This window comes from Pseudomonas sp. Z4-7 (assembly GCF_051131965.1).
Taxonomy (GTDB): Bacteria; Pseudomonadota; Gammaproteobacteria; order Pseudomonadales; family Pseudomonadaceae; genus Aquipseudomonas.
Genome location: NZ_CP071642.1, coordinates 5572836 through 5587545, shown reverse-complemented (window position 1 = coordinate 5587545; position 14710 = coordinate 5572836). Strand labels below are relative to the sequence as shown.

Genomic DNA, 14710 nt, shown 5'->3' with positions numbered 1-14710 from the left:
GGAATGTACTTGGAAAAAAATCCGACGAAGTGCACATTGAAGCGCCGCAGAACGATGTCTGACCACTGTGCCAGGGGATCGATTCGAGAACGTAGAGAGCATCATGTCCGACCACGATATTTTGAGTGACGCCGAGCGCGAGGCGCTGAGTGCCGTCATGCTGGAACCCGACCTGCCGCCGCAGCGAGTCCTGATTGTCGATGACGACAAGGACGCCCGTGAGCTGCTGTCGGAAATCCTGGCATTGGATGGCATACGCTGCATGACCGCCGCCAGTGGCGAAACCGCACTCAGGATGCTGGAAACCAAGCCCGCCATCGGCCTGCTGATCACGGACCTGCGCATGGGCAATGTCGATGGCCTGGAACTGGTGCGCCTGGTACGCGAGTCGGAGCGGGCGGCGCTGCCGATCATCATTGTGTCGGGCGATGCCGACGTGAAGGACGCCATCGAGGCGATGCATCTGAGTGTGGTGGATTTCCTGTTAAAGCCGATCGACACCGACAAGCTGCTGGGGCTGGTCAAGCATGAGTTGGGGATGGATCTCTAGCCACCGTCTGTTCAATTGACCCGATTGCTTTAGTGATTGAGAGCTTTTGTGGCGAGGGAGCTTGCTCCCGCTCGACTGCGCAGCAGTCGCAAGTTTGCCGATGAAGTTCGAAATCTGAAAAGAGGGGCTGCTTTGCAGCCCAGCGGGAGCAAGCTCCCTCGCCACAGAAGCCTGTCCAGGCCTGAAACTGTTGCAAACTTTCGGGACTGAACAGCCCGCATGAAAAAGCCCTGATCTTTCGATCAGGGCTTTTTTATTTGCCGCGTGTTACCGCTCAATCACAACCCATTGGCTGCCTTGAACTCGCGACGACTACGGTGCAGCACCGGCTCGGTATAGCCATTTGGTTGCCTGGTCCCTTCGATCACCAGTTCGACCGCCGCCTGGAAGGCGATGTTGCTGTCGAAGTCTGGCGCCAGCGGGCGATACAGCGGGTCGCTGGCGTTCTGGCGGTCGACCACCGGCGCCATGCGCTTGAGGCTTTCCATCACCTGCTCCTGCGTGACGATGCCGTGGCGCAGCCAGTTGGCGATGTGCTGGCTGGAAATCCGCAGCGTCGCACGGTCTTCCATCAGGCCGATGTCATTGATGTCCGGCACCTTGGAGCAGCCCACGCCCTGGTCGATCCAGCGCACCACGTAGCCAAGAATGCCCTGGGCGTTGTTGTCCAGTTCGTTCTTGATCTGCTCCGGCGTCCAGCTCGGGTTGACGGCCAGCGGGATGGTCAGGATGTCGTCCACCGAAGCGCGAGCGCGCTTGGCCAGCTCGGCTTGGCGGGCGAACACGTCGACCTTGTGATAATGCAACGCGTGCAGGGCGGCAGCGGTCGGCGATGGTACCCACGCGGTGTTGGCGCCGGCCATTGGGTGAGCGATTTTCTGCTCCAGCATGGCTGCCATCAGGTCAGGCATGGCCCACATGCCCTTGCCGATTTGCGCACGACCTTGCAGACCGGTGCTCAAACCGATGTCGACGTTCCAGTTTTCATAGGCGGCGATCCACTTCTCGGCCTTCATGTCGGCCTTGCGCACCATCGGGCCGGCTTCCATGGAGGTGTGGATTTCGTCGCCGGTGCGGTCAAGGAAGCCGGTGTTGATGAACACCACGCGCTCGCTGGCCGCCTTGATACACGCCTTGAGGTTGACCGTGGTACGGCGCTCCTCGTCCATGATCCCGACCTTGAGGGTGTTGCGCGGCAGGTTCAGCACGTCTTCGACGCGGCCGAACAACTCGTTGGTGAACGCCGCCTCTTCCGGACCGTGCATCTTCGGCTTGACGATGTACACCGAGCCGGTGCGGCTGTTGCGGCGCGAGGTGTTGCCGTTGAGGCTGTGGATCGCCGCCAGGCTGGTGATCAGCCCGTCGAGGATGCCTTCCGGCACTTCATTGCCGTCCTTGTCCAGGATCGCGTCAATGGTCATCAGGTGACCGACGTTGCGCACGAACAAAAGCGAACGGCCGTGCAGTGTCACGCTCGACCCGTCCGCGGCGGTGTAGACGCGGTCAGGGTTCATGGTCCGGGTAAACGTCTGGCCGCCCTTGGCGACTTCTTCCGACAGATCGCCTTTCATCAGGCCGAGCCAGTTACGGTAGATCACCACCTTGTCATCGGCATCGACGGCGGCGACCGAGTCTTCGCAATCCATGATGGTGGTCAGCGCGGCTTCCATCAGAATGTCTTTGACGCCGGCGGCGTCTGTCTGCCCGACCGGAGTGCTGGCGTCGATCTGGATTTCGAAGTGCAGGCCGTTGTGCTTGAGCAGCACTGCACTCGGCGCCGACGTATCGCCTTGGAAACCGATCAGTTGGGCATCGTCGCGCAGGCCGCTGTTGCTGCCGCCCTTGAGCGTCACGACGAGCTTGCCGTCGACGATCTTGTAGGCAATGGAATCGACGTGGGAGCCGGCCGCCAACGGGGCTGCTTCGTCGAGAAAGGCCCGGGCGAAGGCGATGACCTTGTCGCCGCGGACCTTGTTGTAGCCTTTGCCTTTCTCCGCGCCATCGGCTTCGCTGATCGCATCGGTGCCGTACAGCGCGTCGTACAGCGAACCCCAGCGGGCATTCGAGGCGTTGAGGGCGAAACGGGCGTTCATCACCGGCACCACCAACTGCGGGCCGGCCATGCGGGCAATTTCGTCATCGACATTCTGGGTCGTGGCCTGGAAATCCGCCGCTTCTGGCAGCAGGTAACCAATGTCTTGCAGGAAGGCTTTGTAAGCCACGGCGTCGTGGGCCTGGCCGGCACGAGCCTGGTGCCAGGCATCGATCTGCGCCTGGAAATCGTCGCGTTTGGCGAGTAGGGCTTTGTTCTTCGGCGCCAGGTCGTGGATGACCTTGTCGGCGCCGGCCCAGAATGCGTCGGCGGTGAGGCCGGTTCCGGGAATGGCTTCGTTATTCACGAAGTCGAACAGGACTTTGGCGACCTGCAGGCCACCGACTTGAACGTGTTCAGTCATTGCTTGCCTCACTCTGCTCAGCTATTGCGCTTTTCAGCTCTTCGATTTGGACAATGAAGCCTCGGGACATTTAAACCACAAACCCCTGGACCAGTACATGCCATTGCTGGCGGCTGGGTTAAGCCTTGCTGACGGGGCTTTCAGGGATGCGACTGGCCTGGGCAGACATCGGTGCAACATTAGGCATTGCGGTTATGTAGTGCCCGCTGCGGCATACTACATGATCAGTTACGGTTGTGAAAATCAGACTAATTGCGTCGTTCCGCGACCGACTAAAGCACTACAGTCACGGCGCGGAACCAGATGTTCTCAAAAAACCGTTGGATTGTTCCAGATAAATCTAAGATTCGTACACATTTCCCCGTGGCGAGGGAGCTTGCTCCCGCTTCAGTGCGCAGCACTGATCCAGCGATTTACGATCATTACGCAGTCCAAGGCGAGCAAGCTCCTCAACCCAAAAGCGCGACCGTGTGGATTTCTCGCCTTGCCTATACTGTCCGTTCCATCAACAGAAGGGCTGCGCCATGGACCATCTCGTCATCACCGTTTTCGCCCCGGACAAACCCGGGCAGGTCGAGCGCATCGCTGAGTGTATTGCCGAGCACGGCGGCAACTGGCTGGAAAGCCGTATGTCCCACCTCGCCGGGCAATTCGCCGGGATCCTGCGCCTCAGCGCCCCGGCTGAATCTCATGAAGAACTGATCGAGGCTTTGCATGGGCTGGCGGCCCATGGCATTCGTGTGCTGATTGCCGAGAATGCGATCGAAGAATCCTGCACCTGGAAACCCATCGCCATGGAACTGGTGGGCAATGACCGTCCCGGCATCGTGCGCGACATCACGCGCCTGTTGAGCGAGCAGGGGGTGAACGTCGAGCGGCTGGTTACCCATGTTCGACCCGCGCCGATGAGCAGCGAATTGTTATTTCATGCCGAGGCGATTCTCGGAGTGCCCCTGACTTTGTCACTGGACACCCTGCAGGAGCGCCTGGAAACCCTGGCCGATGAATTGATGGTCGAGCTGAAACTCAGCGACGAAAGCTGACGCACGTTATCCAAGGAAAAGCTGCGCCTGCCTGTGGATAACCTGTAGAGACCCGGCGCCAGCCCAAGCCTGCCGGGCCTCAGCCAGCGATGATCAAAAAATCGCCAGTTTTCAAAGGCTTGTGCACAAACGCCGGGGATCACGTTGTGGATAACCTTGGGAAGGATAAGCGCAGGCCACGCCGGACGTGGCCTGTAGAGATGTGTTGGTTTTTTGATCAGGTGCGCCGGCGCATGCTGACCACCGCGTCGATGCTGTACACCGCCAGACCGGCCCAGATGAACAGGAACGCCACCAGCGTGCTGGACGACAAATGTTCGTCAAACAGAAGCACCGCGAGCAGCAGGACGAGCGTCGGCGCGATGTACTGCAAGAAACCCAGCGTGGTGTAGGGCAGGTGCCGCGCCGCCGCGTTGAAGCAGACCAGAGGTACCAGCGTCACGGGACCGGCCGCCACCAGCCACCAGGCTTCGGAAGTCGTCCAGAAAGCCGCCTGGGCGCTGGTGGCGGCCGGGTTGAACAGCAGCCATGCGATAGCAATCGGTACCAGCATCCAGGTTTCCACCACCAGCCCTGGCAAGGCCTTGACCGGCGCCTGCTTGCGGATCAACCCGTAGAAGCCAAACGTCAGCGCCAGCATCAGCGACACCCACGGCAGACTGCCCACCTGCCAGACCTGTTGCGCCACGCCAATGGCTGCCAACGCCACCGCGACCCATTGCATGCGGCGCAGCCGCTCGCCGAGGATCAACATGCCCAGCAACACGTTGACCAGCGGATTGATGTAATAGCCCAGGCTGGCTTCGAGCATGCGACCGTTATTCACCGCCCAGACGTAGGTCAGCCAGTTGGCGGCGATCAGCGTGCCGCTCAGGGCCAGGATCGCCAGGCGCCGCGGATTGTCCCGCAGCTCGCGCCACCAGCCCGGATGTTTCCAGACCATCAGCAGGGCCGCGCCGAACAGCGCCGACCAGAGCACCCGGTGGATGATGATTTCCACCGATGGAACGTTGGCGATGGCTTTGAAATAGATGGGGAACAGGCCCCAGATGATATAGGCGCTCAGGCCCAGGATATACCCGCGACGCGGGTTGGCGGCTTGCATGCAGAATCCTTGCTTAGGCAGCTAACAAAAAAGTGATTGTAAGTAGATTTGTCTTATTGTGCTGGTGCCTTTATGAATGTTGCACGCAACCCCTGTGGGAGCGAGCTTGCTCGCGATGGCGGTGTGTCAGTCGACAGATATGTTGCATATCTAAACGCTATCGCGAGCAAGCTCGCTCCCACAGGGATTTGCGGGAGCCATTTGGATCTGGCATCAAAAAAGCTTCAACGGCTCTTCCTGAAGCGCCGCCAGTTGCTCGCGCAACGCCAACACCTGGTCGCCCCAGTAACGTTCGCTGCCGAACCAGGGGAAGCTTCGCGGAAACGCTGGGTCATCCCAGCGGCGCGCCAGCCAGGCGCTGTAGTGCATCAGGCGCAGGGCGCGCAGCGGTTCGATCAGGGCCAATTCGCGCGGGTCGAAATCATGGAATTCCCGGTAGCCGTCCATCAATTCCGATAGCTGCCCTAGGCATTCCTGCCGATCCCCGGCGAGCATCATCCACAGATCCTGCACGGCCGGGCCCATGCGGCAATCGTCGAGGTCGACGATATGGAACACCTCGTCGCGGCACATCATGTTGCCGGGATGGCAATCGCCGTGCATGCGGATGTTCTGGTGGGGCGTGGCGGCGTAGGCATCTTCGACACGCTTGAGCAGATCCCTGGCCACTGATTCGTAGGCCGGCAGCAGGCTGCGGGGGACAAAGCCGCTTTGCAGCACGGTCTCCAGCGAGTCATGGCCGAAGTTCCTCACGCCCAGTGCTTCGCGATGCTCGAATGGCCGGGTCGCGCCGATCGCGTGAAGCCTTCCGAGCAACTGGCCCAGACGATAGAGCTGGTCGAGATTGCCTGGCTCCGGCGCCCGCCCGCCGCGACGGGGGAACAGGGTGAAACGAAACCCGGCGTGCTCATGCAGGCTGGCACCGTTATGGATCAGCGGCGCCACCACCGGCACTTCGCAGTCGGCCAGCTCGAAGGTAAAGCGGTGTTCTTCCAGGATCGCTTCGTTGGTCCAGCGCTGGGGGCGATAGAACTTGGCGATCAGCGGCTCGGCGTCTTCGATGCCGACCTGATAGACACGGTTTTCGTAGCTGTTGAGCGCCAGCACGCGGGCGTCGCTGAGAAAGCCGATGCTTTCAACGGCATCGAGCACCAGGTCGGGCGTAAGGGTTTCAAACGGATGGGACATGCTGACTCCTGCGCAGCGGCAGGGCTGCCGCGTCCGACCCGGCATGGTAGCGCAGACAGAGGCAGATAGGGGGCTGCGCTGAAGCGATCGCGAGCAGGCTCACTCCCACAGAGATCGACGGCAACCGTAGATCCACTGTGGGAGCGAGCCTGCTCGCGATGAGGCCCGATCAGCCGCCGATGATCCCGCCATCCTCGCGCGTAATCACCATCACTGACGACCGTGGCTTGCCATTGGGCAGGTGCTCGGGGAACGTCGAACCGCCGTTTTCCCCAGGGTGCTGGATGCCCACGAACAAGGTCTTGTAGTCCGGCGCGAAGCTGATCCCGGTGACCTCACAACCCACCGGTCCGACCATGAAGCGGCGGATCTCACCGCTGTTGGGGTCGGCGCAGAGCATCTGGTTGTTGCCCATGCCGGCGAAATCCCCGGCGTTGCTTGAGTCGCCATCAGTCTGGATCCACAGCCGGCCGGCTTTGTCGAAGCCCAGGCCGTCGGGGCTGTTGAACATGTTCTGGGCATTGACGTTGGACGATCCGGCCTTGGGCGTGCCGGCATGCACCGTCGGGTTACCGGCGACCACGAACAGATCCCACTCGAAGGTCTTGGAGGCGTGATCGTCGCGGTCGGTGCGCCAGCGCAAAATCTGCCCGTAGACGTTTTTGGCCCGAGGGTTGGGCCCGTCCACCGGTTGGCCTTCTTCGCCGCGCTTGGAGTTGTTGGTCAGCGTGCAATAGACCTGGCCATCCTTCGGGCTCACCACGATCCACTCCGGGCGGTCCATGCGGGTGGCGCCAACGGCAGTGGCGGCCAGGCGTGCATGAATCAACACTTCAGCCTGGTCGTTGAAGCCCTTGCCGGCGTCGAGGCCATTCTTGCCATGGGTCAGTTCGATCCACTGGCCCTTGCCTTTCGGATGGTCCGGGTTGCCGTCGCCGGCGTCGAAGCGCGCCACATACAACGTGCCGTGGTCCAGCAGGTCGCGGTTGGCCTTGGGATTGCGGCGGTCGATGCGATCGCGGCTGACGAACTTGTAGATGAACTCGCCACGCTCGTCGTCGCCCATGTACACAACGGCGCGCCCGTCACGGGTTTTCGCCAGCGCGGCGTTTTCGTGTTTGAAGCGGCCCAGGGCGGTGCGTTTTACCGGCGTGGACTTCGGATCGAACGGGTCGATTTCAACCACCCAGCCGTGACGATTGAGCTCGTTGGGGTTTTTCGCCAGGTCGAAACGCGGATCGTACAGATGCCAGTTGATTTCGCGGCTGGTGACGGTGGCGCCGTAGCGCTTTTGCGCCTCATCGAACTTCAGATCGGCGTTGCTGCTGCCGAAGCAGTCGGTGAAGTTTTCTTCACAGGTCAGGTAGGTGCCCCACGGCGTCATGCCGTTGGCGCAGTTCTGGAACGTCCCCAGCGCTTTTTTGCCGCTCTTGTCGGCGCTGGTTTTCATCAGGTCGTGACCGGCAGCCGGGCCGCCCAGGCGAATCGGCGTGTTGCCATGGATCCTGCGGTTGTAGCGCGAATCCTGGACGAATTGCCACTGGCCACGGCGCCGCTGGATCTCGATGACCGATACGCCCTCGCTGGCCTGGGCCTTGTGCACGTCTTCGGCGGACTGCGGCTGGCCGCCATGGGGGAAGAGGTAGCGGTAGTTGGTGTACTCGTTGTTGATCGCCATCAGCGCCCGATTGTCCTCGCCGGGAAACGGGAACAGGCTCATGCCGTCGTTGTTGTCACCGAACTGCATCTCCTGCGCGCGGGCGGTGCCATTGCCGCTGGGGTCGAATGCCGGGGCATTTTTTTGCAGTGGCTGGCCCCAACTGATCAGCACCGAGGCTTTGTAGCCTGGCGGCAAGGTAATGGTGTCGGTCGTGGCGGCGGCAATGCTGTCAAAGCCCAACAACCTTTTGTTGCCTTCGCTCACGGCGGCGGCCATGACGCTGCGGCTCAGCAGGTTGCCGCCCAGGAACATCGCCGCGCCGCACAGAGCGCCTGCGCCGATGAAGCGGCGACGGCTCAGGCCGACGATCTTTTCCAGGTCGGTGGATTGGTTTTCTTCTAATAGGCTCATCATCAGGCTCCCTGCTGGTTTTGGCAGTCACCTTAAAGCGGGTCGATGAAGTTTATGTTTCAGCGCGCTACAACGGTGTGCCGAGCAGCACATTTGCAGGGGAAAAACGCACTTGCACCGGTGAGCCGGCGTCGAGGTTTCGTTCAACCAGCTCAAGCGGGTCTGCAAGGGCACACAACGTCTGGCCGTTGGGCAAGCCGATGCGCACTTCATTGGGGCCATCCGCAGCGACCGCGATGTGCTCGATCACGCCTTGCAGACTGTTGGCCGAGCAATCGTCCGGCTGGTCGAGTGGATACAACGTCAGCCAGCCGGCCTTGATCAGGGCCACCACTTCGGTACCGAGGCCCAGCTCCAGGCGCAGTGTGCTGTCGTGGGTGATCTGCGCGTCGATGAGCAAGCCGCGCGCCAGTTCCAGGTGTATCCGGTCGTTGTGGCCCTGGGCCTGGATGCCGACGACCTTGCCATGCAGTTGGTTGCGCGCGCTGGTGCGCAACATCAGGCGGCTGAGCAGGCCCAGGTCACCGGCGTTCTCGCTCGCTTCAAGCAACTGCGCCTGCAATGCCTGCAAACGCTGGTAAAGACGCAGCACGCGCAGGCCCTCTTCCGACAGTTTCGCGCCACCGCCGCCCTTGCCGCCAACGCTGCGCTCGACCAATGGCCGGTCCGCCAGGTTGTTCAACTCATCGATCGCATCCCAGGCCGCCTTGTAGCTCAGCCCGGCACTTTTCGCGGCCCGCGTGATGGAACCCTGCTCGGCGATGTGCTGTAACAGGGCGATGCGTTGTGGACGGCGGACGATATGTTGGCTCAACAGCGTAGGCAATGACATGGTGCAAACCCTGTACGGGACGGATGCAGGACGTTGGCGCCTCGGCCACTGCACGTCAAGCCGGATCACCGGGTTTCGGCGTGCGCGCCAGGCAATACACATCGACCCGTGCGGCACCGGCATCGAGCAGCAACCGGGCCAGTGCCTGGGCCGTGGCGCCAGTGGTGAGTACATCATCGACCAGCGCCAGGTGACGGTTGTTCAACACCGCGCGGGGCGCTAAGGCAAAGGCCTGGCGCAAGTTCCGGCGCCGGGCCCGGGCGTCCAGGACCTGTTGGGCCGGGGTGTCCTGGATGCGCAACAGTAGGTCGTCTTCGCAAGGGATCCGCAGCGCTGCGCTGAGCCAGCGGGCCAGCAGCGTCGCCTGGTTGAAGCCGCGCTGGCGCAAGCGGCGTGACGCCAGCGGCACTGGCACCAGCGCATCGGGCCGCTCCAGGCCTTCGTCGAAATGATGCTGCAGCGATTGCGCCAGCAACTCGCCAAGCAGTCGACCGAGGGGCCATTTTGCCTGGTGCTTGAAGCGGGTAATCAGGCTGTCCACCGGAAAGTCGTAGGCCCATGGGGCCAGGACCCGCTCGAAAGCCGGAGGCCGCGCGGCGCATTGGCCGCAACGGAGCCCGGCCATGGGCAGCGGCAGGGCGCAAACGGCGCAATGCTCGCCGAGCCAGGGCAGTTCGCTCTCGCAAGGGGTGCAGATGGGTTGCAAGGTGTCGGTGGACTCGCCGCACAATAGACAAAGTTGTTTGTTTTTTAACCAGATGTAAACCGGGCCTTTGTATCGTGGTTGACAGCGCATGGCTCTTCCTTAAATATGCCGAACATCCGTGTCGCGCCTGTGGGTATTGCGTCCCTCAAGCGCCAGCCAAGCATAATCAAGGAAATGCCCATGAGCGCCAGCACCACTGCCTACCTGCGTCATGACTGGTCTTTGGCCGAAGTCAAAGCACTCTTTGTCCAGCCATTCAATGACCTGCTCTTCCAGGCGCAGACCGTGCACCGCGCGCACTTCGACGCCAACCGCGTCCAGGTTTCGACCCTGCTGTCGATCAAGACCGGCGCCTGCCCGGAAGATTGCAAATATTGTCCGCAGTCCGGCCACTACAACACCGGGCTGGAAAAAGAGAAATTGCTGGAAGTGCAGAAGGTCCTTGAAGAGGCCGCGCGCGCCAAGGCCATCGGTTCGACCCGTTTCTGCATGGGCGCGGCGTGGAAACATCCGTCGGCCAAGGACATGCCCTACGTGCTGGAGATGGTCAAGGGGGTCAAGGCCATGGGCCTGGAGACCTGCATGACCCTGGGGCGTCTCGACCAGGAGCAGACCGAAGCGCTGGCCCAGGCCGGCCTGGATTATTACAACCACAACCTCGACACCTCGCCGGAGTTCTACGGCAGCATCATCACCACCCGCACCTACAGCGAGCGCCTGCAAACCCTGGCGTATGTACGGGATTCGGGGATGAAGATCTGTTCCGGCGGGATCCTGGGCATGGGCGAGTCCCTGGACGACCGCGCCAACCTGCTGATCCAGCTGGCCAACCTGCCGGAGCATCCAGAGTCGGTGCCGATCAACATGCTGGTGAAAGTCGCCGGCACGCCGCTGGAAAATGCCGAGGACGTCGACCCGTTCGATTTCATCCGCATGCTCGCCGTGGCGCGCATCCTCATGCCGAAATCCCATGTGCGCTTGTCTGCTGGCCGCGAAGCCATGAACGAGCAGATGCAGGCCTTGGCGTTTTTCGCTGGCGCCAATTCGATTTTCTACGGCGACAAATTGCTGACCACCGCCAACCCGCAGGCCGACAAGGACATGCAACTGTTTGCGCGCTTGGGCATCCAGCCGGAAGCTCGCGAAGAGCATGCCGATGAAGTGCATCAGGCGGCCATCGAGCAGGCGCTGGTGGAGCAGAAGAGCAGCGAGCAGTTCTATAACGCAGCTGTTTGATTGCTCACCGATTCCCTGACTGGAATGCAAGACGCTGTGGGAGCCGGCTCGCTCCCACCGGGGTCTTTGGCCAGTCTTTAAACAGTTGAGGCCTGCATGCCCTTCGATCTTGCCGCACGCCTGGCTGCCCGTCGTGCCGAAAACCTCTATCGCCAGCGTCCGCTGCTTGAAAGCCCCCAAGGCCCGCAAGTGGTGGTGGATGGCCAGCCCTTGCTGGCGTTCTGCAATAACGACTACCTGGGCCTGGCCAATCACCCGCAGGTGATCGAGGCCTGGCGTGCCGGCGCGTCGCGTTGGGGCGTCGGTGGCGGTGCGTCGCATCTGGTGATCGGCCACAGCGGCCCTCATCACGCCGTGGAAGAAGCGCTGGCCGACTTGACCGGCCGGCCCCGGGCACTGTTATTCACTACCGGCTACATGGCCAACCTTGGTGCCATCACGGCGCTGGTCGGACAGGGCGACACGGTGTTGCAGGACCGGCTCAACCACGCGTCGTTGCTCGACGCCGGGCTGTTGTCCGGTGCTCGTTTCAGCCGTTACTTGCACAACGATGCCCAAAGCCTGGCGACCCGCCTGGAAAAAGCCATCGGCAATACCCTGGTGGTCACTGACGGCGTGTTCAGCATGGACGGCGACATCGCCGACCTGCCGGCTCTTGCCCGCGCAGCACGGGCCAAGGGCGCCTGGCTCATGGTCGACGATGCCCATGGCTTCGGCACGCTGGGTGCCACCGGCGGCGGTGTCGTCGAGCATTTCGGCCTGAGCCAGGAAGACGTACCGGTCCTGGTAGGGACGCTGGGCAAGGCGTTCGGCACCGCCGGGGCATTTGTTGCCGGCAGCGAAGAATTGATCGAGAGCCTGATCCAGTTCGCGCGCCCCTACATCTACACCACCAGCCAGCCACCGGCGTTGGCCTGCGCCACGCTCAAGAGCCTTGAGTTGCTGCGCAGGGAGCATTGGCGGCGTGAGCATCTGCAATTGCTGATCCGCCAGTTCCGCCACGGTGCCGAGCAGATCGGCTTGCAATTGATGGACAGCTTCACGCCGATCCAGCCCATCCTGATCGGCGACGCGGGACGGGCGATGCGGCTGTCGCAGATGCTGCGCGAGCGCGGGCTGATGGTCACCGCGATCCGCCCACCCACCGTGCCCGCCGCCAGCGCTCGGCTGCGTGTGACGTTGACCGCTGCCCACAGCGAAGCCCAGGTACAACTATTGTTGAATGCACTGGCCGATTGTTTTGCGCAACTGGGAGCGGAGCCAAGCCATGCGTGATCGACTGATATTGCTGCCCGGCTGGGGCTTGGGCGTTTCGCCCCTCGAACCGCTGGCGGCGGCCCTGCAAGGGCTCGATGAGCACTTGCAAGTGGAAATCGAGCCATTGCCTGCACTGGTGTCGAGCGACCTCGGTGAATGGCTCGATGAACTGGATGCCACGTTGCCCCAGGATGCCTGGCTGGGCGGCTGGTCCCTGGGCGGGATGCTGGCCGCGGAACTGGCGGCACGTCGGGGCGAGCGTTGCTGTGGCCTGCTGACCCTGGCGAGCAACGTGTCTTTTGTGGCCCACCAGCATTGGCCGAGCGCGATGCCCGCTGACACTTTCGATGGATTTCTCGCCGGATGCGCCGCCGATCCGCGCCAGACCCTCAAACGCTTCAGCTTGCTGTGTGCGCAAGGCTGTGGCGACCCGCGCGGGTTGTCGCGATTGCTGCTGGCCGGCGCGCCGAACACCTCGCCTGAGGTATTGATGGCCGGGCTCGAGCTGCTGGCGCGACTGGACACGGGGGTTGCCTTGCAGGGTTTTCGAGGCCCGCAATTGCATCTGTTTGCCGGGCTCGACGCGCTGGTGCCTGCCGAGGCTGCGGGAGAACTGCTGGCGATGCTGCCAGATGTCGAAATCGGTCTGATTGAACAGGCCGGCCACGGATTCCCACTGGAGGACCCCCACGGCGTGGCGGGGGCGATCCAGGCTTTCCTGCATGAGTCCGGTGATGACTGATTTATCTGTTGTGAAGTTGCCGGGCGCCTTGCCCGACAAACGTCAGGTCGCGGCCTCGTTCTCCCGGGCGGCGGCCAGCTATGACAGCGTCGCTGAACTGCAGCGCGACGTCGGACAGCAATTACTGTCGCGGCTGCCCGTCTCGTTTATGCCGGGACGCTGGTTGGACATGGGGTGTGGCACCGGTTATTTCACCCGCGCCCTTGGTGCGCGGTTCGGTGAGAGGGCGGGTGTTGCGCTGGATATCGCCGAAGGCATGCTCAACCACGCCCGTCCTCAAGGCGGCGCCGCGCATTTCATCGCCGGTGATGCCGAGCGGCTGCCGTTGCAGTCGGCCAGCTGTGACCTGGTGTATTCCAGCCTCGCGGTGCAATGGTGTGGCGATTTTGCCTCGGTATTGAGCGAGTCCTATCGTGTTCTGAAACCCGGTGGGATGTTTGCCTTCACCAGCCTGTGTGTCGGCACGTTATACGAGTTGCGCGACAGCTGGCGTGAAGTGGATGGCCTGGTACACGTCAACCGTTTCCGCGCATTCGATACCTATAGACAGCTGGCCGACGCCAGCGGGTTGCGCGTCGTCAGCCTGGAGAATCGCCCGCATGTTCTGCATTATCCCGATGTACGTGCCCTGACCCACGAATTGAAAGCATTGGGTGCGCACAATCTGAATCCTGGTCGTCCCGGTGGGTTGACGGGGAGGGCGAGAATTTTCGCGCTGGTCCAGGCCTATGAAAAGTATCGCCAGGCCCAGGGCCTGCCGGCCACTTACCAGGTGGTCTACGCCGTGCTGGAGAAACCGCTATGAGCCAGGCTTATTTCATCACCGGCACCGACACGGACGTGGGCAAGACCACTGTTGCGGCGGGGCTGCTGCACGCGGCCAGGCGGGCCGGCATGAGCACCGCCGCGGGCAAGCCCGTAGCCTCTGGTTGCGCAGTGACGCCCAAGGGCCTGCGCAACGCCGATGCCTTGGCCCTGTTGGCCGAATGTTCGGTGCCATTGACTTATGCACAGGTCAATCCGGTGGCATTCGAACCGGCGATCGCACCTCACCTGGCCGCCCGGGAAGCTGGCGTGGCATTGACCGTGCAATCCTTGCTCGGGCCGATGCGCGAGGTGCTGGCTCTGGATGCGGATTTTACCTTGATCGAAGGCGCGGGCGGCTGGCGTGTGCCGCTGGCCGGGCAAGACAATCTTTCCGACCTTGCGATAGCGTTGGGCCTGCCGGTGATCCTGGTGGTGGGGGTACGCCTGGGCTGCATCAGCCACGCGTTGCTGACCGCCGAGGCTATCGCCCGGGACGGCTTGCCACTGGCCGGCTGGGTAGCAAACATCATCGATCCGGCAACGTCGCGCATGGAAGAAAACCTCGCGACCCTCGCCGAACGCCTGCCGGCGCCCTGCCTGGGCAGAGTCGCGCGAATCAAGGACGTGACGGCCGAGGCGGTGGCCGAACATCTGCAACTGGATCTGCTGGACTGACCTCGAACCAAGGTTTTGGCTATGACGCGGCACTGTGCCATT

13 protein-coding genes are annotated in these 14710 nt (G+C 62.3%); 7 read left to right on the top strand and 6 right to left on the bottom strand.

All coding sequences use genetic code 11. The features are described from left to right. The first annotated feature begins 103 nt into the window (after nucleotides 1-103). Nucleotides 104-550, top strand: coding sequence for a response regulator (locus J3P91_RS25135; protein ID WP_434571351.1), 447 nt, complete (start codon nucleotides 104-106; stop codon nucleotides 548-550). A 278-nt stretch (nucleotides 551-828) separates the two neighbouring features. On the opposite strand, the gene J3P91_RS25130 is transcribed toward J3P91_RS25135, so the two are convergent. Further along, complete coding sequence (locus J3P91_RS25130) at nucleotides 829-3006, bottom strand: malate synthase G (RefSeq protein WP_434602038.1); 2178 nt, start codon at nucleotides 3004-3006, stop codon at nucleotides 829-831. A 524-nt stretch (nucleotides 3007-3530) separates the two neighbouring features. Here J3P91_RS25130 and J3P91_RS25125 point away from each other — a divergent pair. Beyond that, the gene (locus tag J3P91_RS25125) at nucleotides 3531-4049 is read left to right on the top strand and encodes a glycine cleavage system protein R (RefSeq protein ID WP_434571355.1); all 519 of its coding nucleotides are present in this window, start codon (nucleotides 3531-3533) and stop codon (nucleotides 4047-4049) included. A 217-nt stretch (nucleotides 4050-4266) separates the two neighbouring features. Here the strand turns inward: J3P91_RS25125 and rarD are convergent, their stop codons facing one another. The 5 genes from rarD to J3P91_RS25100 all read right to left on the bottom strand — a co-directional run bounded on the left by rarD (nucleotide 4267) and on the right by J3P91_RS25100 (nucleotide 10041). Continuing rightward, complete coding sequence (gene rarD, locus J3P91_RS25120) at nucleotides 4267-5154, bottom strand: EamA family transporter RarD (protein WP_434602037.1); 888 nt, start codon at nucleotides 5152-5154, stop codon at nucleotides 4267-4269. Between the two features lie 213 nt (nucleotides 5155-5367). After that, nucleotides 5368-6342, bottom strand: coding sequence for a serine/threonine protein kinase (locus J3P91_RS25115; RefSeq protein ID WP_434602036.1), 975 nt, complete (start codon nucleotides 6340-6342; stop codon nucleotides 5368-5370). Between the two features lie 169 nt (nucleotides 6343-6511). After that, a complete protein-coding gene (locus J3P91_RS25110) occupies nucleotides 6512-8413 on the bottom strand; it encodes a PhoX family protein (RefSeq protein ID WP_434605221.1) in 1902 nt (633 codons plus the stop codon). A 67-nt stretch (nucleotides 8414-8480) separates the two neighbouring features. Further along, entirely contained in the window at nucleotides 8481-9245 is a 765-nt protein-coding gene (locus tag J3P91_RS25105; protein ID WP_434602035.1) for a TOBE domain-containing protein, read from the bottom strand. Between the two features lie 55 nt (nucleotides 9246-9300). Beyond that, entirely contained in the window at nucleotides 9301-10041 is a 741-nt protein-coding gene (locus J3P91_RS25100) for a ComF family protein (protein ID WP_434602034.1), read from the bottom strand. 90 nt (nucleotides 10042-10131) lie between these two features. Here J3P91_RS25100 and bioB point away from each other — a divergent pair, with 90 nt between their 5' ends. From bioB to bioD, 5 genes are all read left to right on the top strand, one after another. Next, nucleotides 10132-11187, top strand: coding sequence for a biotin synthase BioB (bioB, locus tag J3P91_RS25095; RefSeq protein WP_434602032.1), 1056 nt, complete (start codon nucleotides 10132-10134; stop codon nucleotides 11185-11187). A 96-nt stretch (nucleotides 11188-11283) separates the two neighbouring features. Further along, nucleotides 11284-12462: an 8-amino-7-oxononanoate synthase gene (bioF, locus tag J3P91_RS25090; RefSeq protein ID WP_434602030.1), complete on the top strand. Its 1179-nt coding sequence runs from the start codon at nucleotides 11284-11286 to the stop codon at nucleotides 12460-12462. Continuing rightward, nucleotides 12455-13186: an alpha/beta fold hydrolase gene (locus J3P91_RS25085; RefSeq protein ID WP_434602029.1), complete on the top strand. Its 732-nt coding sequence runs from the start codon at nucleotides 12455-12457 to the stop codon at nucleotides 13184-13186. Before bioF ends, J3P91_RS25085 begins: the two co-directional genes overlap by 8 nt. Further along, nucleotides 13179-13991 carry a malonyl-ACP O-methyltransferase BioC gene (gene bioC / locus J3P91_RS25080; RefSeq protein ID WP_434602028.1) on the top strand — a complete coding sequence of 271 codons (813 nt, stop codon included), beginning with the start codon at nucleotides 13179-13181 and terminating at the stop codon, nucleotides 13989-13991. The genes J3P91_RS25085 and bioC overlap by 8 nt, the downstream gene beginning before the upstream one ends. Next, entirely contained in the window at nucleotides 13988-14668 is a 681-nt protein-coding gene (bioD, locus tag J3P91_RS25075; RefSeq protein ID WP_434571368.1) for a dethiobiotin synthase, read from the top strand. Before bioC ends, bioD begins: the two co-directional genes overlap by 4 nt. Nucleotides 14669-14710: the final 42 nt, after the last annotated feature.